Here is a 23,997-nt window from a genome sequence, read left to right on the forward strand (position 1 = left end):
GGCACCTGGATACAGGGACCGGTGATGGCGAGAATGGCCGGATGGAGGCCAAGAGGGTGCAGCTCGCCGAGTTCCTGAAGTCGCGCCGCGCCAAGATTCGTCCCGATGACGTCGGCTTGCCACCGGGACGTCGCCGGCGCACGCCGGGGCTGCGCCGGGAAGAGGTTGCGCAGCTGTCCGGGGTCGGTGTCACCTGGTACACCTGGCTGGAGCAGGGCCGCCCGATCAATGCCAGTGTTCAGGTGTTGAACGCGGTGGCGCGCACGTTGCGGCTGAGTCCGGCGGAGCAGGGGCATCTGTATCGGTTGGCGGGGGTGCCGGCGGTGCCTGTCGCGGCGGTGGGTGAGGTGGTGGTTCCGCCGGGAGTGTCGGTCATCCTCGAGCAGCTGGATCCGTTGCCCGCGGCGTTGATCAGTTCGAAATTCGATGTGCTGGAACGTAATGCCGCTCATCGGACGTTGTTTCCTGGGCTCACCGACAATGTGCTGCGGACGGTGTTCCTGACGCCGGATTGCTGTAATCCGTATGTCTACAACGCCACGGATCTCCGCAGGATGGTCGCTTACCTGCGGGGTGCCCATGTCAGGCATCTCGATGACCCCACGTGGCGGGGGCTGGTGGACGAGTTGTGTACCGAGAGCGCGGCCTTCGCCGCGCTGTGGACGAGCAACGATGTGGCGGTGCCGGTCGGGCTGGTCAAAGAAGTGCGGCATCTGGCCGTCGGTACGTTGACGCTGAATCTGACCAACCTGTCGTTGCCGCCGCTCGAGGGTGCGTGGGTGCAGGTCTTCACGCCGGTGGACGAGGCGCAGGGCGCGAAACTGACCGGGCTGTTGGCCATGACCGACGAGCGACGTCGGGCGCCGTGGGACGAGCACGTCGCGCGCCGGCATCGTGGCGGGCGTGCCGCGGGGTGAATTCCATAGTCCCCGCGCATGAGTCGCGAATCGAAAATCCTCGGGTACTATCGCCGTCGGGGGAGCGCGAGATGTCCGATGGTCTGTTTAGTATGTCGCAGGCGACGGCAGCTTCGGCTGCCTCACCACAGCGATACACGACCATCTCCAGGGGATGAAACTTGATCGACATGACACCGAATCCCAGCACGCGGCGGCGCTTCTCGCGGCGCTCCGCCATCACGTCGGTCGTCGCGGCGGCGGCCCTGTGCGCGGCCCTCGTGTCCGGCTGCTCCAGTGACGAGACCACCACCACCGCTCCGCCCACCGGTGCGCTGCCCGACGGCGCGCAGCTGGTGAAGGAGTCGGCCAAGACCACTCAGACCCTGCGCACCGTGCACCTGAACATCGATGTCACCAACCTGCCGGATCTGCCGGTGGAGACCGTGTCGGCCGATGTCACCAACGAGACCCAGGGCTCCGGCGCCGCGATGGGCGAGGCCAAGGTCAAGATCAAGCCCGAGGACCCGTTCACCGAGGCGAAGTTCCTGGTGGTCGACAAGGTGCTCTACACCGAGACCGGCGGCCGTTACGTGCCCGCGGGCCCGGCGGAGAAGGTCTATGATCCGGGCGTCATCCTGGACAAGGACAAGGGCATCGCGAATGTGATCGCCAATGTGCAGAACCCGAAGGCCGAGAGCCGTGAGGTCATCGACGGCATCAACACGGTGAAGATCACCGGCACCATCGACGCCGCCGTCATCGACCCGATCGTGCCCCGCATCGGCCAGAACGCCGGCACCATGCCGATCACCCTGTGGATCCAGGACACCGCGCCGCCCGCCTCGGATTCCACCAAGCCCTCCGATGCCGCCTCCACCGGCGACGGCCCGAACCTGGTGAAGGCCGTGGTGAAGAAGGACTCCGGCGAGGTCACCGTCGGCCTGTCCAATTGGGCCAAGCCGGTCAATATCGTCAAGCCCGCGGGCTGATCGAACCGGTTACCGGACCACCACCCACACCGGTCCGGGGATCGCGGAGCCTGGCACGCAGTGCCGTCCGCGGCCCCGGACCGGTGTGTCGTGTGGGTGTCGCCCTGGGTCCGCGAATCATCAACGCACGCAGGCGCATCCGATAAGAGAATGTTCAGCGAGATGCAAGGCGCCACAAGGACTATACGTGTCGGGACGCTGGTCGGCAGGCAGCACGCATCGAACGCCGATCGACACGGAGGAAGAACAAATGACGATCGATGATCGACCTGATGAAGAGGAGCGCGAGCTCCCGCCACCACCCGGCCCCGGGGGTCGGCCTCCCGTCAACAACGTGTGGGTGTATAACGGCAGAGCCTACGACCTGAGTGACTGGATCTCCAAGCATCCCGGCGGTGAATTCTTCATCGGCCGCACGAAGAACCGCGACATCACCTCGATCATCGGTTCCTACCACCGCGATCCGGAAAAAATCGCGCGCATGATCGAGCGTTACAGTCTCGATCGCGCTGCCACCCCCGAAGACATCCATCCCAAGAACAACGCGCCCGACTTCCTGTTCAAGGAGGGCTTCAACAGCTGGGACGACACCCCGAAGTACCAGTTCGACGACAAGAACGACCTGCTGCACAAGGTCAAGGCCAGGATCAAGGAACCCGAGCTGGCCGCGCGCCTGAAGCGCATGGATCGCACGTTCGACATCGTGGTGGCTTTCCTGATCTTCGCCTACTTCGCGGTGCAGGGCCTGCGCCTGTGGGACACCAGCTGGATGCCGTTGCCGGTCTTCGTGATCGCGATGGTGCTGCTGCGCAGCTCGCTGGCCGGGTTCGGCCACTACGCGATCCATCGCGCGCAGAAGGGCTGGAACAAGTACGCGGTCAACGCCTTCGACATGAACTATGTGGCGCTGTCGTTCGTCACCGCCGACGGCCACGCGCTGCTGCACCACCCGCACACCCAGAGTGAAGTCGACATCAAGAAGAACGTCTTCACGATGATGATGCAGGTGCCGCGCCTGTACCGGGTGCCGATCCACACCGTGCACAAATTCGGTCACCTGCTGACCGGCATGATCATCCGTCTGCTCGATGTCTGCCGGCTCACCCGCAAGGTCGGCATCAAGGACATGTACGGCACCTGGGGTGGGGCGCTGCCACACTTCATCGGCTCGTTCGGCGTGCGGTTCCTGCTGGTGGCCGAGGTGGTCGTGTTCACCCTCGCCGGTGACTTCTGGGCCTGGGCGCTGCAGTTCGTGATCACGCTGTGGATCTCCACCTTCATGGTGGTGGCCAGCCACGACTTCGAGGTGCCTACCGAGGAACTGCACACCGAGACCGACGACTGGGCGGTCAACCAGCTCGAGCAGGCCTACGACCTGACCGTGGTCGGCAACAAGTACGTCGACTGCTTCCTCTCGGCCGGGCTCAGCTCGCACCGCGTGCACCACGTGCTGCCGTTCCAGCGCAGCGGCTTCGCCAACATCGCCACCGAGGACGTGGTGCGTGAGGAGGCGGCGAAGTTCGGCGTGGAATGGCTGCCCGCCAAGAGTTTCTTCGGAGATCGTTTCCCCAAGCTGTGCCGGACCTATCTGCTCGCGCCCTCGCGCGAAGCCGAGGACAACCGGTGGGGAATCGTGCGCGAGCATTGCGCACCCACAGCGCTGAAGACCTGCGTCACCTACACGGTGCAGGGCTTCACCGGCATCGGAACCGTCTGACCCTTCCCTGCCGGTTCCTGTCTGTATTCGAAAGGATTTGTGCCCGTGTCTGTTTCCATTGATGAAGGTAAGCGGCGACCCCTCGGCCTGCTGCGCACGGCCGACGTCGAGCGCGGGCACGAACTGCTACCGCCCACGCCGCCGACCACCGTCGGCGTGATCGAGGCCGTCGCCACCGGCTCGCCCGCGCTGGTGGTCGACCAGAGCGTGAACGCGGGCCGTGTCGCCGAACTGTTCAGCGATCCGGCTCAGCAGCAGCGCATTCCGCGCATCTACCAGAAGACCCGTATCGATACCCGCCACCTGGCGATCGACCCGCTCGACCCCGAGTTCCTCGACTTCAGCAGGCGCCCGGGCACCATCCGGGACCGGATGAACCTGTTCTTCGAGCACGCGGCGCCGCTGGCGGTCGACGTGGCCCGGCGCGCGGTGGCCGGGCTGGCGAACCCGGCCGAGGACATCGGTCAGCTGATCTTCGTCACCAGCACCGGCTTCATCGCCCCCGGCGTCGACGTGGCGGTGGTCAAGCAGCTCGGCCTGTCGCCGACGGTGAACCGGATGATCATCAACTTCATGGGCTGCGCGGCGGCCATGAACGGCATCCGGGCTGCCGTGGACTACGTGCGGGCGCATCCGGACAAGAAGTCGATGGTGCTGTGCATCGAGCTCAGCTCGGTCAACGCCGTGTTCGACGACGACGTCAACGATGTGATCACCCACAGCCTCTTCGGTGACGGCTGCGGCGCGGTGGTGATCGGCGCCAACCAGGTGCACCAGCCGCTGGCGCCGGGCAGCGTGGTGATCCGCGACAGCTTCAGCCACCTGTTCGACGACGCCGAGGACGGCATCGTGCTGGGCGTGAAGGACGCGGGCATCACCTGCGAACTGGCGACCAGCCTGCCCGACTACATCTACCGCGGCGTCGACCCGGTGGTGTCGGAAGTGCTGGCGCGCAACGGACTCGGCAAGGCCGACATCGATCTGTGGGCGATCCACCCCGGTGGGCCACGCATCATCGAGGAGTCGGCGCGCTCGCTGGGCCTTCCCACCGAGACCGCGGCGCCGAGCTGGGCGGTGCTCGCCGAGCACGGCAACATGCTGAGCGTGTCGCTGATCTTCGTGCTGGAGCGGATGATCCGCGACGCGCAGACCACGGCACCGATCTCGACCGGGGTGGCGTTCTCGTTCGCACCCGGTGTCACCCTCGAGGGCATCGTCTTCGATGTCATCCGCAGCTGAGAGCGTAAGTCATGCAACTGCTCCGTTTTCTCGCCGCGCTCTCGCCGGCCAGGATCGCGGCCGTGGTGGTCGCGGGTCTCGTCGCCGGTGTGGCCAACACCTACCTGGTGACGCTGATCAACGCTGTCGTCTCGCCGAAACCGCAGCCGGACAACCTGCTGCTGCGTTTCGCGGGGACCGGGCTGGTGATCCTGGTCAGCGGGGTGCTCTCGCAGGTGCTGCTGATCCGGTTGTCCCAGGAGGCGATCTACCGGCTGCGCAGTGACCTGAGCGCGGGGATCGTCGCCGCGCCGCTGGAACACCTGGAACGGCTCGGCATGCACCGGCTCATCGCCACCCTCACCGAGGATGTGCGGGCGCTGTCGCAGGCGGTCACCGCCATCCCGTCGATCTGCGTCGACGTGGCGACCATCGTCGGCTGCTTCGTGTTCCTCGCCATCGTGTCGGGCCCGATCTTCGCGGTGACGGTGGCGGGCACGCTGATCGGCATCTCGTGTGTGGAGATGGTGCTCAAGCGGGTGCGCCGGATCTACCGGGAGGCACGCGAGAACGAGGACGCGCTGCTGCGCTCGTTCCAGTCGGTCACCCTGGGGATCAAGGAACTCAAGCTGCACCGGGGCCGTCGTCGTGACTTCATGGACCGGCACCTGCTCGGTTCGGCGGGCACGCTGCGGGATCAGAACACCGACGCGGGCTCGAAGTTCTCCTACGCGCAGGGCTTCGGCCAGGCGCTGCAGCTGGCGACGATGGCGCTGATCCTGTTCGTCATCGCGGCGGCGCTGAACCTGCCGCGCGACACCATGATCGGGTACGTGCTGGTCACCACGTTCCTGGCGATGCCGATGCAGAACTTCATGCACCGCATCCCGGATCTGCTGCGCGGTGATGTGGCGCTGGCCAAGATCCGCGACATGAACCTGTCGATGGAGACGCTGCACAACGAGGATCTGCTGCCCTTCACCGAGCGTCCGGCGGCGGGGGAGGCCAAGCTGGAACTCTCGGGCGTGAGCTACGTGTATCGCTCGGAGGCGCCCTCGCCGATTCCGCCGCCACCGGGCGCGCCGCCCGGTCCGCCCGGGCTCGGTGGTCCGCCGCCGCGTCCCGGACCGCCGCCGCGCGGTGCGAAGGGACATCCCGGGCCGGGTCATCATCCGGCGCATCCGGGGGCGCGGCCTTCGGCGGGACCGGATGTCAACGGCAAGAACTGGGTCGATCACGGTGCCACGGATGTGCGGCCGGTGCCGCTGGGTCCGCCGCCCGGGCTCGACGCGGCCGAGGACAGCGGGTTCCGGCTGGGGCCGATCGACCTGGTCTTCGAGCCGGGGCAGATCACGTTCATCGTCGGTGGCAACGGCAGCGGCAAGTCGACGCTGGCCAAGTTGATCACCGGTCTGTATGTGCCACGCACGGGGTCGTTGTCGCTCAACGGGGAGAGGATCGACCACGACAACATCGAGTGGTACCGGCAGAACTCGTCGGCGGTGTTCACCGATTTCCACCTGTTCGAGGACTATCTGGGCTTCGACCGGCCCGGGATCGACGAGGAGGTCCAGCGCTACCTCGACGAACTGCAGATCGCGCACAAGGTGACCGTGCGCGACGGGCGCCTGTCGACGGTGGATCTGTCGCAGGGCCAGCGCAAACGGCTCGCCCTTCTCACCGCGCTGCTCGAAGACCGCCAGATCTACGTCTTCGACGAGTGGGCCGCCGATCAGGAGCCGCGCTTCCGTGAGGTGTTCTATCGCGAGATCCTCACGGAGCTGAAGCGGCGCGGCAAGACGGTCATCGTGATCACCCACGACGACCGCTATTTCGACTGCGCCGATCAGCTGGTGAAGCTGGACTTCGGTCTGGTCGCCGCCTAGCTCGCACGCGCCGAGCGCCGGTGCGGTTCCCGTGGGGACCGCACCGGCGCTCGTTGTGTGTCAGGCGATGTCGCGGTGGGTGGCGATCAGCTGGGTCATCGGTGGGCGGTCGGTCAGGCTGACCTCCGAGGGGGTGCGGCGCCAGCCGTCGTCGCTGGGCAGGAACTGCACCAGCCCGATGCCGGAGTCGCGGATGCCGAGCCGGTCCAGCAGGGTCGCCACCACCTGCCTGCTCATCACCGCCAGTTCGTGCGTGGAGCGGTGCCGGTGCACGCGGACACCCAGGTCGACCTGGGTGATCGCGGACAGCCCGCGGCGCTGCCAGCAGTCGAGCAGGATGCCGATCTCGGCGCCGAAGCCGCTGGCGAAGGAGATCTCGCCGAGAAAGCTCCGGGTGGCGGCGTATTCACCGCCGAGGGGCTGCACGATCTCGGCCAGCGCGGGCGCCAGGGCGGTGAGCAGGGGACGCGCGACGAGCTGGGTGACTCGCCCGCCGCCGTCGGACTCCGCGCCGCCCGCCAGTGGGCGCCGGTAGAAGCCCTTCACCAGGGCAAGCCCCGGATCGGTCAGCAGCGGAGCTACCAGCGTGGGCACGAACATCGGGTCCGGCTCGACCAGATCGGCGTCGAGGTAGACGACGATGTCGCCGGTGCACACGGCCAGCGAGCGCCACAGCACCTCGCCTTTGCCCGGGCGCGGGACGATGTCGGGCAGCGCCTCCTCGCGGGTGTAGACAGCGGCACCGGCCGCCCTGGCTCGCGCGATGGTGCGGTCGGCGGAACCCGCGTCGAGCACGATCAGTTCGTCGACCAGTCCACCGAGCAGCGGCCGGACCGAGGCGACCACTCCGGCGACTGTGTCCTCGTCGTCGAGCGCGGGCACCACCACCGAGATCCGGCGACCGGACTTACGGTCGATCAGTTCACGGACGTTCATGCCGACCAGTGAACGACACCCCGCCCGGCCCCGCCACCGATCACCGCGGATCCTGTGACCGGAGCCAACCGATCCCGGTCGCCGTGGTGGTGTCGACAGGTGAACGCACAGTCGCGGGCGGGCGGGTTCGTCTCCGGAGACCGATCGGAATCCGGGGACACGAGTACCCTGACGAACGGAAAAGCCTGGTGCGGATCACCGGCCGGTGGGGTCGACGGAGGTAGGGCATGAGCGCGGCGACGGTGGTCGAGGTGACCAAGGGGTCCAAGACGGATCTGGGGGAGCGGCGGTACACGATCCGGCTCGACCTCGCCGAGCCCGCCGGGGCGGTGGACGTGTCGGCGGTGCTGGTGACCGCCGACGGTGTGGTCCGCTCCGACGCCGATTTCGTGTTCTTCAACAATCCCGTCGCGCCGGGGGTGCGGATGGAGTCCGACGCGGTGGTGTCGGTGGATCTGGCGGCGCTCCCGGCCGACATCCACCGGGTCGTGATCGCGGGCAGTACCGAGGCGCAGGGCATCCGGTTCGGTGAGGTGCGCGGTCTGCGGGTCACCGTCGCGGGCGCGGGCGAGTCCATGACCTTCACGCCGCCGGATCTGACGAGCGAGACGGTATTGCAGGCGGTGGCGCTGTACCGGCGGGGCGAGGGGTGGCGGCTCGACGCGATCGGGCAGGGCTACAGCGCGGGGCTCGCGGCCTTCGCGACCGAGCACGGGATCGTCGTCGACGAGGAGCCCGCCGAGGACCCGGCACCTGTGCGGCCCGTCGCGGCGCCCGCGCCTGCGCCGGCGGCACCGCAGGTGGATCTGCGCAAGGTCGACGTGGTCCTCACCAAGGACTCACCCGACCGCCGCGCCAGCATCGACCTGCGCAAGGGTGACCCCGGGTACGTCCTCACCGTCGGTCTCGAATGGGACGGCCGCGGTGCGCATTACGCGCCCGACGGGCAGGTCACCCGCTACGGCACCGGCGATCTGGACGTGTACTTCTTCTGCCGCAACGAGATCACCGGTGACTACGTGGTGATCAGCGGCGAGAAAGGTCATCAGGGCGACCTGGCCGTGTGGCCGTTCCTGCACCACCAGGGCGATTCCCGCGGCCCCGGCGCGAACAACCGGCCCGCCACCGAACAGGTGGTCGTGCGCCCGACCGAGAACGGTGACCTGCTGCTCAACGTCTACCAGTCCGTCGACAACGGCGCCGGCGCCATCGACACCTTCGGCCGTCCCCGGGTGCGCGTGCGTTACGGCCGCCCCGGGCCCGACGGGCTGCCGGGCGCCGACGCCGACCAGATCACCGTGCTGATCGGCAACGGCAAGAACTCCTTCTGGGCCACCGTCGCCCACATCGACGTGCGCGAGGGCATCCTCACCGTCGACGGCACCACCCGCTACAGCCGCGCCTTCAGCGAACGCATGCCCGTGCTCGACACCACCGGCGCCTGGGTCCGTTCGGCCAAGAACGGGCCGGTCGGGCGCAGCAAGGGCAAGAACGGTCTCGGCCTTACCCGGTACGCGGGAACCTGCCCCGATCCTCGCTGATCGGACAATTCGACCAGCCGACCCGACCATCCGGTTTCCGATCTTGGTACAGTCCCCGAGCCGTGGTGTTCGGGAAATCGGTGCGAAACCGATGCGGCCCTCGCCACTGTGATCGGGAGCGACTGATCGATCCGGGCGGCCGATGCCGTCCGGGGCCACTGGGGCATGCCCTGGGAAGGCTGATCCGTCGCGCGCCATCCCGTCAGCCAGGAGACCGGCCACGGCCACGCAGTACCCATTCCACGAGGACCTGGAAGGCCGTCATCTTGACCCCCTCTGTTGTCGCGCGCCTGCGTACCGGCGCGCTGATCGCCTGCGCGATCGTCGTCGCCGGGTGCGGTGCCCCACCCGCACCGGCCACCACCGGCGCGAATGCCGTCACCCGTGCCAACTGCGGCCTCGATGTCGCCGTCGGCTCCCCACCGCAGCGCATCTACGCCGCCTACCAGCCCTCGATCGAGATCGCGCACGCCCTCGGCGTCACCGACCGGCTCGTGCAGACGGCGTTCCTCGATGCGGCCGTGCTGCCCGAATACCGTGACGCGCAGGCGAAGTCGGACTACGTCGAGAAGCTGCCCAGCCGTGACGAACTGCTGGCGAAGAAGCCGGATTTCGTGCTCTCGGGCTACAACGGCGTCTTCGCGGCCTCCGCGCAGAACAGCGTGGGCACCCGCGGCAGCCTGCACGAGCTGGGTGTGCGGACCTGGGTGCTGAGCCCGCTGTGCCCGAGCGCGGACGGACTGGCCGACGAGGCGATCGACCCGAAGACCGTGCGTTTCGACAATGTGTACGCCGACCTGCGTGATCTGGGCGCGCTGTGGGGTGTCGACGAGCGCGCCGAAGAAGTGGTCACACAGCTGACCGCGCGGATCGCGGCGGTGCGCGCCAAGGTCGCCGACGCCGCCCGGCCACGGGTCGCGGTCCTCACGCCCAAGGACGACGGGTCCTACACCGTCGCGGGCGGGATCGACTTCGTCACCCAGATCATCGAGGCGGCGGGCGGGGTGAACGCCTTCGCCGATCTCACCGAGCGCCGCAATGTGCCGATCAGCGCGGAAGCCCTCATCGCCGCCGATCCCGACATCATCCTGACCAGCCAGTGCTGCAAGGCCACCTATACCCGCGCCGACGCGCAGCCGCAGGTCGACAAGATCGTCGGCAACCCGGCGTTCGCGAACCTGACCGCCGTGCGGGCCGGTGCGGTGCACCCGTTCCTGTTCGCGGACCGGGCCGCCGGTGTCCGGATCGCGCACGCGACCGAACTGGTCGCCGAACTGATCCACCCCGAGCTGTTCGGCCGGTGACCCGCACCGCCCGCGGCACCGGCCTGCTCCTGGCCGGTGCCGCGCTCACCGCTGTCTGCGTGGCCTCGGTGCTGATCGGCACGCACCCGCTCGCCCTCGACGACGCGATCGCGGCGTTCACCGACTTCCGTGGCACCGACACCGACCGCATCGTGCGCTACATCCGGATGCCGAGAACGGTGGCGGGCCTGCTCGCGGGGGTGGCGCTCGCGCTGGCCGGCGTGGTGATGCAGGGCCTGACCCGCAACCCACTCGCGGGCCCCGGACTGCTCGGTGTCAACGCCGGTGCCTCGCTGGCCATCGTGCTCGCCATGGGCACGCTGGGCGTGGCCACCACCTCGGGGTTCATCTGGTTCGCCTTCCTCGGCGCCGCGGTGGCCGCCGCGTTCGTCTACACCCTGGGATCGCTGGGCTTCGGTGGGGCGACGCCGGTGAAGCTGGCGCTGGCCGGTGCCGCGTGCACCGCGCTGTGCGCCTCGATCACCACGGCCATCACGCTGCTGGACCGGACCACCTTCGACAACTTCCGGTTCTGGGTGGTCGGGTCGCTGGCTCGCGCCGAGGCCGAATCGGTCTGGGCGGTCGTGCCTTTCATCGCGGCGGGCGCGGTCCTCGCCCTGGGGGTAGCGCGGCCGTTGAACGCCATCGCCATCGGCGACGACATGGCCCGCACGCTCGGCACGCGGCTGGTCGCCGTGCGCGTCACCGGGGCGGGCGCGGTGGTGCTGCTGGCCGGCTCGGCGGTGGCCGTGGCGGGGCCGATCGCGTTCGTGGGCCTGGTGGTCCCGCACATCGCCCGCGCCGTCGGCGGACCCGACTATCGCTGGGTGCTCGCCTGGTCGGCCCTGTTCGGGCCCACCCTGCTGTTGCTGGCCGACATCCTCGGGCGGGTGGCGGTGCGGCCCCAGGAGATCCAGGTCGGCATCGTCACCGCCTTCGCCGGGGCGCCGTTCTTCCTGTACCTGGTGCGCAACCGGAAGGTGGCGGCGCTGTGACGGCCACCGAACCCCGCGTCCTGCCCCGCGACACCCTGCTGCTGCGCTCGCCGGGCAGGCGCGTGGTGCTGCGCGTCCAGCGCCGGTCCGCGCTGCTGACCGTGCTGTTCACCGCGGCGGCACTGGCGGTGGGGGCGTGGTCGCTGACCGTCGGCCACTATCCGCTCACGACCGCCGATGTGCTGCGGGTCCTCGGCGGTGGCGGCACGCTCATCGAATACGACGTGGTCGTCGCCGACCGGCTGCCGCGCGTGCTCACCGGTCTGTGCGTGGGTGCCGCCTTCGCGCTGGCGGGAGCGATCCTGCAGCGCATCGCGACGAATCCGCTGGTCAGCCCGGAGATCATCGGGATCAACGCGGGCGCGTCGCTCGGTGCGCTGGTGGTGAGCGCCGTGCTCGGCGGCACCGGTCTCTGGCTGGTCGGTGGCGCGCTGGCCGGGGCGTTCGTGGCGATGGCGTCGATCCTGGCAGTGGCGACCAAGGACGGCCTCGACGGCTACCGGCTCGTGCTCGTCGGTATCGGCGTGACCGCCATGTTGTCCTCGGCCATCGCCTTCGTGCTCACCAGAGTCGATGCCTACCAGGCACATACGGCGGCGATGTGGCTCACCGGCAGTCTCGCCAATCGGGACTGGCCGCACGTCTGGTTCGCCGCCGCGGCACTTGTCGTGACCGTGCCGGTGTTGATCGTGTCGGCCCGGTCGCTGCCGCTGCTCGAACTGGGCGACGAACTGGCGAATTCGCTGGCGGGCAGGCGCGGCCCGCACCGCACGGTGCTGATCGTCGTCGCGGCGGCCGCCGCCACCCTGGCCACCGCCGCGGCCGGGCCCATCGCCTTCGTGGCGCTGGTCGCGCCGCAGATCGTGCGGCGTCTGCTCGCCGAACGCGGGGCCGGACTCGCGCCCGCCGCCGCGGCCGGGGCATTGCTGGTGGTCGCCGCCGATCTGGCGGCCCGCCGGTTGTTCCCGGCGGAACTGCCGGTCGGCGTGGTGACCGCGCTGCTCGGCACCCCGGTGCTCGTCTATCTCCTCGCCCGCGCAACCCGGATCGGACACGCTGGATGACCGCACATCTGACCACCGAAGCCCTCACGCTCGCCTACGGCGCCACCGCGATCGTCTCCGATGCCACCGTCGATTTCCCGCCCGGCCGGTTCACCGTCATCGTCGGCCGCAACGGCTGCGGCAAGTCGACGCTGCTGCGCGGCCTCGCCCGGCTGATCCGGCCCAGCGCCGGGGCGGTGCTGCTCGACGGCGCCGATATCGCCCCGCAGCAGGCCCGGACGGTGGCGCGCCGGGTCGGCATGCTGCCGCAGCAGCCGGTCGCGCCCGACGGCATCACCGTCGGTGAACTCGTCGGGCGGGGTCGCCATCCCCATCAGCGCTGGTTCCGGCAGTGGTCGGCCGAGGACGAGGCCGCGGTGCGCGCGGCACTCACCGCGACCGACACCCTCGACCTGGTCGAGCGCACGGTCGACCAGCTCTCCGGCGGGCAGAAGCAACGCGTCTGGCTCGCACTGGCGATCGCCCAGGACCCGGAGGTGATGCTGCTCGACGAGCCGACCACCTTCCTCGACCTGGCCCATCAGCTCGATGTGCTCGATGTGCTGCGCAACCTGTTGCCGCGCACCATCATCGCCGTCCTGCACGATCTGAACCTGGCCGCCCGCTACGCCGATCATCTGGTGGCGATGAAGGACGGCCGGGCGGTCGCGCAGGGGACGCCCGCCGAGATCGTCCGCCCGGACCTCGTCGCGGAGGTCTTCGGGGTGCGGTGCGCGGTGATCGACGACCCGATGACCGGCACACCCCTGGTGGTTCCGGCCGGGCGCGCGGTGGGTGCCCGATGACGCGCCGTCACGTCCTGGTCGCCCGGCCCACCCCGTCGGGTGTGGACCTGCCCGCCGTCACCGCCCTGGCCGAGGCCTGCGGGATCGGCTACGCCCTGCTCGATCAGGGTGAGCCGACCATCCACGACGTCCTCGACGACGCGGCCCGCGACGACATCCCGGTCACCCTGATCCCGCTGGCCGTACCCCGCGACCGCTACCTGGAGACCTGGATCGCCCGCGCGGTCGCCAACTGGATGGAGACCCGCGCCCGCGAACTCGACGTCCGGGTCACCGAAGGTGCCGACAGCACACCGGCTTTCACCGAGGTGGTGCGGGCGCTGATGCGCGAGGACGGCGACCCGGTCACCGCCAGCCCGCGCGCCTTCCGCAGTCCGGCCTGGTCGAAGATCCCCGAGCACACCGCCCACATCCTCGTCTGCCGCGGCCCACGCTGCACCGTCTACGGCGCCGCCGAACTGCACCGCACCCTGCGTCGCGACCACCCCACCGCTCTGGTCACCCCCACCGGCTGTCTCAACCCCTGCAACCTGGGCCCGCTCTACATCACCTATCCCGACGGCGAATGGCATACGAACGCCCTCGAACCGGCATCAGACGGAAAGGCCGACGACTAGCGCGCCGGTACGGAGGCGGGAATCACGAAGTGGCCCGCAACATTTCGGCGGCCGTCTACGATGCGAAGCTCATGCGGGTGATGACACAGGACGACGAGCAACAGCAGGTGGCCGGGTTCGGCGCGTTCACTGTCGTGGACGTCGAGACCTCGGGCCTGCGGCCGCACCAGCACCGGGTGCTCTCGGTCGCGGCGCTCACCCTCGACAGCGCGGGCCGGGTGAGCGAGGAGTTCCACACGCTGCTCGATCCCGGCTGTGATCCCGGACCGGTCCACATCCACGGCCTGACCGCCGAGGTGCTGCGCGGATCGCCGGAGTTCGGTCAGGTACGCGACCGCCTGTCCGGGTTGCTCGACGGCCGGGTGCTGGTGGCGCACAACGCGTTGTTCGACTACGGATTCCTCGCCAGGGAGTTCGCCAGGACCGGTGCTCGGCTGCCGGTGGACCGTCGCCTGTGCACCCTCGCGCTGGCCCGGCGGGTGGCGCCACCGACCCCGGACTACAAGCTGGGCACGCTCGCGTCGTATTACGGTGTGCCCCAGCGCAAAGCCCACGACGCCCTCGACGACTCCCGGGTGCTCGTCCAGGTGCTGCGTGCCTTGATCGCCGATGCCGCGCACCTGGGCATCGCCGCACCGCTGCTCGACTGCGCCGACGACACGGCCCGCGCCGCCGGACCCCGCTGGCCCGCACAGCGGCGCGGCCCGAAACAGCCGTGCGCCTTCGCCTATCCGGGGACGATGCCCGCCGGAGGGCCGCTGCGGCAGGGGATGAAGGTCGCTTTCACCGGCGAGACCCGCATCGACCGGGAGGAACTGGTCGCCCGCGCCGAGGCCGCCGGGCTCGATGTGACCGGGACGGTGAGCCGGCGCACCAGCGTGCTCGTCACCGACGACGCGTCTTCGGGGAGCGGGAAAGCCCGCAAGGCAGCCGAATTCGCCACTCCGATCGTCGGCGAGGCACGCTTCCTCGCTTTGCTCGACGCCATCGAACCTGGACAGCCCCGCTCGGCCACAGGACAGCCCCGTCCGGCCGTCGAGGGCCGAACCGCGCCGCGTCCCCGGCCGACGACCGGTCCGCTGTCGGGGCGCCGGGTGCTGGTCCTCGGCGGCACCCACGACGAGGCCGCCGCCGCGCGGGCACGGATCGTCGCGCTGGGCGGCTCGGTCGCGGTGAACCTGTCGGCGACGGTGACCGATCTGCTCGTGCTCGACGGCGGCGACACCGACCGCCGCGTGCACAGGGCGGGCGAGCTCGCACTCACCGTCCACGGACCGCAACTGCTCGAATCCGGCGCCGCGGCGCCCCGCGAGCAACCGAACCCGGAACCGGACGTGACGCAACTGTCGCGCGGCCAGGTGGTCGACCTGCCCACCACCGACCGCACCTGGGCACTGCGTGCCACCTGGAACCAGCTCGACGACCAGGCCGTCGACCTCGTCGCCTTCCTGGTGGACGACACCGAAAAGGTCACCGATTCCAGCGATTTCGTGTTCTACAACCAGCCCGAAACGCCCGGCGCCAGACTGTCCGAGGACGGCCCGAACGAGCAGGCCATCACGATCACCCTCGACGACCTGCCCGAACACTGCCGGCGCATCGTGTTCGCCGCCGCGCTCGACGGCGTGGGCCGCACCTTCGGCGAGGTCGGTGCCGTCGAGCTCGAGATCGCCACCGGCCCCGAATCGGGCACCCTGCTGCGCGCCACCCTCGACGCGGCGACCACGGAACGCACCCTGCTACTCGCCGAGCTCTACCTGCGGGCCGACACCTGGCGCCTGCGGGCGGTCGGCCAGGGTTACGAAACCGATCTGGCCGCTCTCGTCGATCGCTACGGCGTGGAGGTCGCCGACTGACCTCGGGACCGGCCCTCGGTGTGAGTGTCGGTGCGGCCGAATAGGATTCGCGACGTGTCACATATCTTGCAGGTGTATCTCGTCGACCTGGCGGACCTCGAGGCCGTCATCGGTTCCGGGGACGAGGAATTCCTCCGACGGCTGCTGGCGGATCTGCCCGAGCACGATGCGGAGGACGAGTGCTGCGAACCGTGCGGTGACCCCGAGTGCGAGGGCGCCGAGTGCGAGGAGTGCTACCTGTGCGAGGACGCCCAGGCGCCTCACGCGCTGCGAGCGATCTTCGCCGGTGGGCCGTATACCGAGAGTCACGCGCACGCCTATGTCTCCGCGCTCGAGTCGATCTGCGCCGAACTGGGTTCGGGCATCGGAGACGTGAGCTTCTGGTTCGGCTACGACGGCCTGCCCGATGTAATCCTGAGTCTGGCCGCCGACATGGACGGCGAGGGCCCGTTTCCCAGTACCGAGGAGAACGGCTGGGGCCACATCGGCAAGCAGAGCTGCGCGGAACAACTGGCCGAGTGGGAGGCCATCGCCGCCGGACCAGACGACCACGGCGGCTATGCCGACGACATCGTCGAGTGGTTCCGCGAATCCAAGGCCGCCGACAAGGATCTCATCGGTTTCTGGGCCGGGTAGCGTCCCGAGGTTCAGTGACCGAAGGCGGCGCGGACGGCGGTCTCGTCGCCTTCGATCGCGATCAGGCCGAGGGTGCGGGCGTCGTCGAGGGGGATGGCGCCCGCGGCGAGACCGAGGATGTAGGCCGGTTCGGCGCGCAGGGTGGCGTCGAGTGGTCGGCCGTCCTTCGGGGTGACTGCGAAACCCGCCGGTGTCGCGCTCAATCGCAGCGGGGAGTCGCCGACCTCGATGCCGATCGCCACCGGCGGAGGTTCGGTGACCCGCGCGTCGAGCAGTGCGGGGAGGGCGAGGGCGAGCCAGCCGGGGCGGAAGGCGTCACCGTCGGCGGGGCCGCGCGCCATCAGCGGGGTGGACCAGCGAATGAGTCCCTCGATCGGCTCGCGCAGCTCGGCACCCCACGGTGTGAGGGCGTATTCGACCACGCTGCCCGCGCCGGTCAGCCTGCGCTCGACCACGCCCGCGGATTCGAGATCCCGCAGCCGGTCGGCGAGCAGGTTCGTCGCGACGCCGGGCAGGCCCGCGATGAGATCCCGGTAGCGGGCAGGGCCGACGAGAAGCTCGCGGACGATGAGCAGATTCCATCGATCGCCGACCACTTCGAGCGATCGGGCGAGCCCGCAGTACTGGCCGTAGCTACGCATCATTTCCTACATTCGCTTGAAAATCTCCAGTGCACGTGAGATTCTCAAGTATACCTGTTGTCGAGCCCTGAAGGGGGCCGCCATGACCGGAACCACCGAAAGCGTGCGGCCCGGCTGGGTCGACGACGAGTTGTTCCCGTTCGAGAGCCGATTCCTCGACATCGACGGGCACACCGTGCATTACCTCGACGAGGGATCGGGCCCCACGCTGCTGTTCCTGCACGGCAACCCGACCTGGTCGTTCCTCTGGCGCGACGTGATCCGCGACCTGCGCGCCGACTTCCGGTGCGTCGCCCTCGACTACCCGGGCTTCGGGCTGTCGAGGCCGAAGGCGGGCTACCGGTTCCTGCCGGAAGAGCACGCCGGCGTGGTCACCGGGTTCGTCGACGCGCTCGGCCTCGACGCGGTCACGCTGGTCGGCCAGGACTGGGGCGGGGTGATCGGCTTGGCGGTGGCGCAGCGGCGCCCGGGTGTCTTCGATCGGCTGGTGCTCGCGAACACCTGGGCCTGGCCGGTCAACGGCATCCTGCACTTCGAGGCGTTCGGCCGCATCGTCGGTGGTCCGGCGGTCCGATTCCTGGTCCGGCGGTTCAATCTCCTGGTCGATGCCTTCATCCCCACCGGCCACCGCAGGCGCAAGCCCACCGCGGCCGAGATGACCCACTACAGCAAGGCACTGGACACCCCGGAACGCCGCCAGGCCTCCGCCGTACTGCCCGGCCGCGTGCTGGCCAGTCGGGACTTCTTCGCCGAGGTCGAGACCGGGCTCGCCGACATCGCCGACCTGCCGACACTGATCGTCTGGGGTGACGCCGACATCGCCTTCCGCGCCCAGGAGCGCGAGCGTCTGGAAGCCACCTTCAGCGACCACACGACCGTGATCGTGGAAGGCGCGGGGACCTACGTGGAATCCGACGCGCCCGAGGAGTTCGTCGCCGCGGTCCGCGAGTGGGCCGCGGCGACGAACGGGCAGGGGTAGCTCAGCGGCCGAAGGCGTCGGCCACCATCGCCTCGGTCAGGCCGTAGTCGGCCAGGGAGTAGCGGTGGGTGGGTTTGCGGTCGCCGGTGCGGCTTTCGTCGTCCAGGGCGGTGATGGCGGCGCGGGCCGCCGGGGTGAACTCGGCACCGATCTCGGTGTAGATGCGGTCGACCACGCCGGCGGGATCGGCGCGCAGGTCGTCGAATTCGACATCGAGGAAGGTGGCGTCGGCGTGCCGGGCGCGGGCGGCGCTGAACTCGCGCAGGCCCCGCGACCACAGGTCGAGCTGGGTGCGGCCGATGGTCTCGCCGGTGAACACGGTCGACCAGCCGCGCGTGGCGTGCTCGTTGAGACTGCACACCGACGGGATGATGGTGGCCGGGTCGCGGTGGGTCTGGATGACGATCGCGTCCGGGTAGACCGCGAGCAGCGCGTCCAGGCAGAACAGGTGACTCGGGTTCTTGAGCACCCAGCGCCGGGTGTCGTTCATCCCGATGAGCTGTAGATTGCGGCGGTGCCGCGCGTAGGCGGGCGTCCAATCCTGACGCGAGAGCCATTGCGCGTAACTCGGGACGTAGGCCAGACACTCGTAGGAATGCGAGGTGCCCGACTGACGCAGCAGCTGCCAGCATTCCTCCACATCGGCGGCGCTCATGTAGTGCAGGCCCATGAATTCCGGGTTCTGCACCTGATGCTGCTTCAGGCCCGCGTCGATCTGCCGGTAGGCGGGATTGCCGTCCCAGCTCTCGCGCGGCGGGCGCGGCTGCGGGAAATCGGTCAGCCACATCTCGAGGCCCTGGTTCGCGGGGTCGGCGGCCAGCAGCCGGTGCAGGGCGGTGGTGCCGGTGCGCGGCAGTCCGGTGACGAAGATCGGCCGCGTGACGGGCGTGTCGACGTAGCCGGGGTTGGCCGCCCAGGCGGCTTCACTCAACGCGCGGGCCACGAGCGTGCCGCGCAGGAAGAACCGCGACATCTTGCTGCCGAGCTCGGTGAGCCCGGCCTCGTCGCGATACGAGTCGAGCAGCACCTGGAGTGCCTCGGTGTAGTCGTCGGTCCCGAAATCGGTGAGACCGGTGAGTTTGGTGGCGGAGGCGTGCAGGTCGGCCACGGTGCCGACATCGGTGCGCACGGTCATCGGACAAGCTCCTAATTGTGGTATTCGCCGCAGTTGACGTCGAGGGTCTGGCCGGTGATCGCCGAGGACCAGTCCGAGGCGAGGAACACCACGGCCCTGGCGATCTCCTCGGGCTCGGGCAGCCGCTTCAGATCCGATTTCGACGCGGTCTGCTCATAGACCTGTTCGACGGTGATGCCGTACTTCTCGGCGACCTGCGTGAAGTACCACTTCAGCTGATCGGTCCAGATGTAGCCCGGCAGCACGCTGTTGACCCGCACGCCTTTGCCGCCGAGCTCGGTGGCCAGGGTCTGCGACATGGCCAGCAGCGCGGCCTTGGTCAGTTTGTAGCTGCCGTAGCGCGGTTCGGAATGCCGCACGACCATCGAATTGATCATCACCACAGCACCTTTGGCCTCGGCCAGCGCCGGGGCGAACGCCTGGGTCATCCGCAGCCCGCCGAGCACGGTCATGTCCAGACTGGACCGGATGTGGTCGAAATCGGTGCGGTCCAGCGGCTTCATCGACGGCACCGAGAACGCGTTGTTGACCAGCGCGTCCACCCGGCCGAACGTCTCCACCGTGCGGCTCACCAGGTTCGCCACGGCGGTGTCGTCGGTGATGTCGGTCGGCACACACAATGTCGCGCCCCCGGCGGCCTCGATCTCGGCGGCCACCTCGAGCAACCGCGATTCGGTCCGCGCCGCCAGCACGACCGTCGCGCCTGCGGTCGCGGCCTCCAGGCAGATCGACCGGCCCAGGCCCGGGCCGACACCGGAGACGACGACGACCTTTCCGTCCAGCAGTGCCCCGCTCATCCGAGCATCCTTTCCGCGAAAGCCCGCTGCCGGGCGGCGATCCGGTCGCGCCATCCCGTGGCGTCGATCCGGTTGTGGTCGAAGTGGGGGAGGTGTTCGGCGATCTCGGCGAACGGCACGACCGTCGCTGTCGGGCCGTCGGCCTCGGTCATGGGGCGGTCGGTGCGCTGCCAGCGGAATTGGAGGATGCCGCGGGTGCGACCGGTGGTCTCGATCCAGTTGGCGAGGCCGGGGTTCTGCTTGCTCACCACCATCCGGATCAGGCCGTCCGGATCGACCTGGGCCTGGGTGTGGTTGAGGCTGGTCTGGTGGTTGACGTAGTCGAGCGAGATGTACCAGAGACTGCCCAGCTGGAAACCCTGGTACGGCGCATCCGATTTCGGCACGGTGATCACGAGTGCCTGATCGTCGGCCAGATCGAAATGTCCCACCGACGAGTACTGGGTGCTCAATCCACCCGGGGTGAGCCGGGGTGCGGTGAGCGTGTTCACCGGCAGGTCCAGATAGAACCACTTCGGGAAGTTGAACCAGGTGTGCACGCGGGTGAGCAGCATCTTGGCCGCGGCGCCGTAGCGTTTGCGCATCCGGGCCAGGTCGGGCTCGACCGGCGCCGTGCCGAGGGTGTCGACGCGTTCGATCCGGATCGAGCCCTTGCGTTCGGTCCAGTCGCCGTAGACCTCGCGCACGGCCAGCATCGACGCGCCCTCACCGAGCGCGAAATAGCCGGGCTCGGCATCGGCTTCGGCCGGGCCGAAGCGGATCGAGAAGCTGCCGTCCTCGGCGATCGGGATGCGCCGGTCGTCGAAGGCGTCCTCGCCGCCGGGAACCTCGGTCGCGGTGTAATCGCCTTTGAGCACCTGGAAACTGAGGTCGACGGTGCTGCCGCGCACGCCGCTCACCACGTACTCGGCGCCCGGTTCGATATTCGCGTGGTAGTAGAGGGTGTCCGGATTGTCCAGGCCCATCTTGGCGTAGGGGCCGGTCGAGGACACGAAATACGGGTGGCTGGTGCCGTGCGCGCCGGACAGCCGCAGGCAGGCGGCGACGCTCGCGGCCAGATAGTCGTAGCCCTCGGCGAGATCGGCCTCGCCGCGGACGAATTCGGCGCCGGCGATGAGCTGTTCGGCCTGGGCCACCGCGGCCGTGAACGGCGCGGTGAGCGATTCCGGTGGCGCGGTGCTCCCGGCTTCGGTGGCGGTGCTGGAGTGGGTCAACGGACTGTGATTCCTAGCTCTCGGAGGATATGGGCGGCGATCTCGGCGGGGGAGCCCAGATCGGGGGTGATGACGAGATCGGCGTTCCCGGGCCGCTCATAGGGCGAGCCGATGCCGGTGAAGCCGGGCAGTTCGCCCGCGCGGGCCTTGGCGTAGAGGCCCTTGGGGTCGCGTCGCTCGCATTCGGCCAGGGACGTGTCGACGAAGACCTCGTGGAACGGCAGACCCCGCCCGGTGTGGGTGGTGCGCGCCGCGGCCCGCTGGGCGGCGAACGGGCTGATCACCGACACGATCGCCACCGCACCGGAATCGGCGAACAGGGCCGCGACCTCGGCGACCCGGCGCACGTTCTCGTCCCGGTCGGCCGCGGAGAACCCGAGACCGGCATTGAGCCCGTGCCGCAGATTGTCGCCGTCGAGCAGATAGGCGGCCCGCCCCGCCGCGACCAGCAGACGTTCCACCTCGACCGCGATCGTCGACTTGCCCGACCCCGACAGCCCGGTCAGCCAGATCGTGGCGCCCGCGTGCGCGCGGTCCGCGCGCCCGACCGCCGAACGATGCCAGACCACCGTCGCCGAGGACGGGTGCGTGCCGGTGTCGCGGCCGGTGACCATGCCCGCGGCGACGGTCTGATCGGTCACCGGGTCGACGAGGATGAAGCTGCCGGTGCGCCGGTTCTCCCGGTACGGGTCGAACAGCAGCGGCGCACGGCTGCGCAGTCGCACCCGGGCGATGTCGTTGAGCGACAACGCCTCCACGTCCTCGCGCCGGTGCAGGGTGTTCACGTCGAGCTGGTAGTCGATGGCGGTGACCTCGGCGGGCGAGATCTGCGCCGCCGTACGCACCAGATAGCGGGCACCCTCGCGCAGCTGGGTGGTCTCGGAGAACCAGCACACCATCGCGTCCAGATCGGCGCCCTGCTGCGGGCGGTTGCCCGGCCGGGCCAGCAGATCGCCACGGCCGATATCGATCTCGTCGTCGAGGGTCAGCGAGATCGCCATGCCGGTGAACGCCTCGTCGACCTTGCTGCCGCCGGGGCCCCAGATCTCGCGCACCCGCGAGGTGTGCCCGGCGGGCAGCACCACCACCTCGTCGCCGGGCTTGAAGATGCCGCCCGCGACAGTGCCCGCGTAGCTGCGGTGATCGAGGCCATGCTGCGCCCGGATGACGTACTGGATCGGCAGCCGCGCGTCGATGAGATTGCGGTCCGAGGCGATGTGCACGTCCTCGAGGTGGCGCAACAGCGGCGGGCCCGGATACCAGGGCATGTGCTCGGAGCCCTCGACGACATTGTCACCGAGCAGCGCCGAGACCGGCACGAAGCTCAGATCACCGACGGTGAGCTTGGCGGCGAAGGTCGCGAATTCGGCCCGGATCTCCTCGAACCGCTCCTGCGACCAGCCCACCAGATCCATCTTGTTCACGCACACCACCAGATGCGGCACGCCGAGCAGGGTGGCCAGGAAGGCGTGCCTGCGGGTCTGCTCCGACACCCCGGTGCGCGCGTCGACCAGGATCAGCGCGAGATCGGCGGTGGACGCACCGGTCACCATATTGCGGGTGTACTGCACGTGGCCGGGAGTATCGGCGATGACGAACTTGCGCCGCGGGGTGGTGACATAGCGGTAGGCGACATCGATGGTGATGCCCTGCTCGCGTTCGGCCCGCAGCCCGTCGGTGACCAGTGCCAGATCGGCCGTGTCGCCCCCGCGTTCGGTGCTCAGCCGTTCGATGGCGGCGAGCTGGTCGTCGAACAGCGACTTGGAGTCGTAGAGCAGCCTGCCGATGAGGGTGGACTTGCCGTCGTCCACGCTGCCCGCGGTCGCCAGGCGCAACAGGTTGCGGCTCATCAGAAGTAGCCCTCTCGCTTGCGGTCTTCCATGCCGGTCTCGGAGATCCGGTCGTCGGCGCGGGTGGCGCCGCGCTCGGTCAGCCGGGTGGCTGCGGTCTCGGCGATCACCTTCGCGGCGGTGTCGGCCTCGCTCTCGACGCATCCGGTGCAGGTCGCGTCGCCGACGGTGCGGAACCGCACCGTGGCTTCGACGGTGCGCTCGCCGGGGCGCGGGGTGACGAACCGGCCCGCCGAGAGCAGCATGCCGTCGCGTTCGATGACGGTCCGCCGGTGGGCGTAGTACAGCGCGGGCAGCTCGACGGCTTCACGATCGATGTATTCCCAGATGTCGAGCTCGGTCCAGTTCGACAGCGGGAACACCCGGATGTGTTCGCCGGGCTGATGCCTGCCGTTGTAGAGGTTCCAGACCTCCGGACGCTGGGCTCGCGGATCCCATTCCCCGAACCGGTTGCGGAAGCTGAACACCCGCTCCTTGGCGCGGGCCTTCTCCTCGTCACGGCGCGCGCCGCCGAACACCGCGTCGAAGCGATGCTCGCCGATGGCGCGCAACAGGGTGGTGGTCTGGAGCGGATTGCGGGTGCCGCCGGGGCGTTCCACCACGCGGCCCGCGTCGATGTCGTCCTGGACCTTCGCCACCAGCAGGCGCGCGCCGGTGCGTTCGGCGGTGCGATCACGGAACGCGATCACCTCGTCGAAGTTGTGACCGGTGTCCACGTGCAGCAGCGGAAACGGCAGCGGCGCGGGCCAGAAGGCGCGCCGGGCCAGATGCAGCAGCACCGCCGAGTCCTTGCCGCCGGAGAACAGCAGCCCCGGCCGGTCGAAGGTGGCCGCCACCTCCCGGAAGATGTGCACCGATTCGGCCTCCAGGGCCGCCAGATGCGACAGCTCGTACCCCGTCTGCACTCGTTCACCCACTTCGTTCGCGCAATCCGTGAG

Annotated in this window: 21 protein-coding genes and 1 riboswitch; of the genes, 14 read left to right on the top strand and 7 right to left on the bottom strand. The window is 69.3% G+C overall.

Translation table 11 applies throughout. The annotated features are described in order from the left end of the window. The first annotated feature begins 41 nt into the window (after positions 1-41). From ACFC06_RS03110 to ACFC06_RS03130, 5 genes are all read left to right on the top strand, one after another. Positions 42-917, top strand: a complete 876-nt coding sequence (locus ACFC06_RS03110; RefSeq protein ID WP_375927305.1) for a helix-turn-helix transcriptional regulator — start codon at positions 42-44, stop codon at positions 915-917. A 170-nt stretch (positions 918-1,087) separates the two neighbouring features. Beyond that, positions 1,088-1,888, top strand: a complete 801-nt coding sequence (locus tag ACFC06_RS03115) for an LppX_LprAFG lipoprotein (RefSeq protein ID WP_375927307.1) — start codon at positions 1,088-1,090, stop codon at positions 1,886-1,888. A gap of 250 nt (positions 1,889-2,138) precedes the next feature. Further along, complete coding sequence (locus ACFC06_RS03120) at positions 2,139-3,605, top strand: cytochrome b5 domain-containing protein (RefSeq protein WP_375927309.1); 1,467 nt, start codon at positions 2,139-2,141, stop codon at positions 3,603-3,605. Between the two features lie 45 nt (positions 3,606-3,650). Beyond that, entirely contained in the window at positions 3,651-4,844 is a 1,194-nt protein-coding gene (locus ACFC06_RS03125) for a type III polyketide synthase (protein WP_375927311.1), read from the top strand. A gap of 11 nt (positions 4,845-4,855) precedes the next feature. After that, complete coding sequence (locus tag ACFC06_RS03130; RefSeq protein ID WP_375927313.1) at positions 4,856-6,709, top strand: ATP-binding cassette domain-containing protein; 1,854 nt, start codon at positions 4,856-4,858, stop codon at positions 6,707-6,709. Between the two features lie 60 nt (positions 6,710-6,769). On the opposite strand, the gene ACFC06_RS03135 is transcribed toward ACFC06_RS03130, so the two are convergent. Continuing rightward, positions 6,770-7,645, bottom strand: coding sequence for a glucosyl-3-phosphoglycerate synthase (locus ACFC06_RS03135; RefSeq protein WP_375927315.1), 876 nt, complete (start codon positions 7,643-7,645; stop codon positions 6,770-6,772). A gap of 227 nt (positions 7,646-7,872) precedes the next feature. Here ACFC06_RS03135 and ACFC06_RS03140 point away from each other — a divergent pair, with 227 nt between their 5' ends. The 8 genes from ACFC06_RS03140 to ACFC06_RS03175 all read left to right on the top strand — a co-directional run bounded on the left by ACFC06_RS03140 (position 7,873) and on the right by ACFC06_RS03175 (position 16,443). Next, on the top strand, positions 7,873-9,186 hold the full coding sequence (locus tag ACFC06_RS03140; RefSeq protein ID WP_375927317.1) for a TerD family protein: 1,314 nt from the start codon (positions 7,873-7,875) through the stop codon (positions 9,184-9,186). 27 nt (positions 9,187-9,213) lie between these two features. Beyond that, positions 9,214-9,424, top strand: a riboswitch (cobalamin riboswitch). 28 nt (positions 9,425-9,452) lie between these two features. Further along, the gene (locus ACFC06_RS03145) at positions 9,453-10,490 is read left to right on the top strand and encodes an ABC transporter substrate-binding protein (RefSeq protein WP_375927318.1); all 1,038 of its coding nucleotides are present in this window, start codon (positions 9,453-9,455) and stop codon (positions 10,488-10,490) included. Beyond that, the gene (locus ACFC06_RS03150; protein WP_375927320.1) at positions 10,487-11,485 is read left to right on the top strand and encodes a FecCD family ABC transporter permease; all 999 of its coding nucleotides are present in this window, start codon (positions 10,487-10,489) and stop codon (positions 11,483-11,485) included. Before ACFC06_RS03145 ends, ACFC06_RS03150 begins: the two co-directional genes overlap by 4 nt. Further along, positions 11,482-12,549: a FecCD family ABC transporter permease gene (locus tag ACFC06_RS03155; RefSeq protein ID WP_375927322.1), complete on the top strand. Its 1,068-nt coding sequence runs from the start codon at positions 11,482-11,484 to the stop codon at positions 12,547-12,549. Before ACFC06_RS03150 ends, ACFC06_RS03155 begins: the two co-directional genes overlap by 4 nt. Then, on the top strand, positions 12,546-13,334 hold the full coding sequence (locus ACFC06_RS03160; RefSeq protein ID WP_375927324.1) for an ABC transporter ATP-binding protein: 789 nt from the start codon (positions 12,546-12,548) through the stop codon (positions 13,332-13,334). The genes ACFC06_RS03155 and ACFC06_RS03160 overlap by 4 nt, the downstream gene beginning before the upstream one ends. Beyond that, positions 13,331-13,951, top strand: coding sequence for a (2Fe-2S) ferredoxin domain-containing protein (locus ACFC06_RS03165; RefSeq protein WP_375927325.1), 621 nt, complete (start codon positions 13,331-13,333; stop codon positions 13,949-13,951). Before ACFC06_RS03160 ends, ACFC06_RS03165 begins: the two co-directional genes overlap by 4 nt. Before the next feature lie 71 nt (positions 13,952-14,022). Continuing rightward, on the top strand, positions 14,023-15,807 hold the full coding sequence (locus ACFC06_RS03170) for a TerD family protein (RefSeq protein ID WP_375927327.1): 1,785 nt from the start codon (positions 14,023-14,025) through the stop codon (positions 15,805-15,807). A gap of 54 nt (positions 15,808-15,861) precedes the next feature. Continuing rightward, entirely contained in the window at positions 15,862-16,443 is a 582-nt protein-coding gene (locus tag ACFC06_RS03175; protein ID WP_375927329.1) for a hypothetical protein, read from the top strand. Between the two features lie 11 nt (positions 16,444-16,454). On the opposite strand, the gene ACFC06_RS03180 is transcribed toward ACFC06_RS03175, so the two are convergent. Then, positions 16,455-17,084, bottom strand: coding sequence for a winged helix-turn-helix transcriptional regulator (locus ACFC06_RS03180; protein WP_375935167.1), 630 nt, complete (start codon positions 17,082-17,084; stop codon positions 16,455-16,457). Between the two features lie 82 nt (positions 17,085-17,166). Between ACFC06_RS03180 and ACFC06_RS03185 the strand changes: the two genes are divergently transcribed. Then, positions 17,167-18,063: an alpha/beta fold hydrolase gene (locus ACFC06_RS03185; RefSeq protein ID WP_375927330.1), complete on the top strand. Its 897-nt coding sequence runs from the start codon at positions 17,167-17,169 to the stop codon at positions 18,061-18,063. A gap of 1 nt (position 18,064) precedes the next feature. Here the strand turns inward: ACFC06_RS03185 and ACFC06_RS03190 are convergent, their stop codons facing one another. Genes ACFC06_RS03190 through cysD form a run of 5 tightly spaced genes read right to left on the bottom strand, consistent with a single transcriptional unit; the run spans position 18,065 to position 23,964 of the window. Continuing rightward, positions 18,065-19,198, bottom strand: a complete 1,134-nt coding sequence (locus ACFC06_RS03190; protein WP_375927332.1) for a sulfotransferase — start codon at positions 19,196-19,198, stop codon at positions 18,065-18,067. 11 nt (positions 19,199-19,209) lie between these two features. Continuing rightward, the gene (locus ACFC06_RS03195) at positions 19,210-19,995 is read right to left on the bottom strand and encodes an SDR family oxidoreductase (protein WP_375927334.1); all 786 of its coding nucleotides are present in this window, start codon (positions 19,993-19,995) and stop codon (positions 19,210-19,212) included. Then, positions 19,992-21,209, bottom strand: a complete 1,218-nt coding sequence (locus tag ACFC06_RS03200; RefSeq protein WP_375927336.1) for a hypothetical protein — start codon at positions 21,207-21,209, stop codon at positions 19,992-19,994. The genes ACFC06_RS03195 and ACFC06_RS03200 overlap by 4 nt, the downstream gene beginning before the upstream one ends. Continuing rightward, positions 21,206-23,059, bottom strand: coding sequence for an adenylyl-sulfate kinase (cysC, locus tag ACFC06_RS03205; protein WP_375927338.1), 1,854 nt, complete (start codon positions 23,057-23,059; stop codon positions 21,206-21,208). Before cysC ends, ACFC06_RS03200 begins: the two co-directional genes overlap by 4 nt. Then, positions 23,059-23,964 carry a sulfate adenylyltransferase subunit CysD gene (gene cysD / locus ACFC06_RS03210; protein ID WP_375927340.1) on the bottom strand — a complete coding sequence of 302 codons (906 nt, stop codon included), beginning with the start codon at positions 23,962-23,964 and terminating at the stop codon, positions 23,059-23,061. The genes cysC and cysD overlap by 1 nt, the downstream gene beginning before the upstream one ends. Positions 23,965-23,997 lie beyond the last annotated feature (33 nt).

Origin of the sequence: Nocardia sp. NPDC056064 (genome assembly GCF_042266925.1) — a bacterium.
Lineage (GTDB): Bacteria > Actinomycetota > Actinomycetes > Mycobacteriales > Mycobacteriaceae > Nocardia.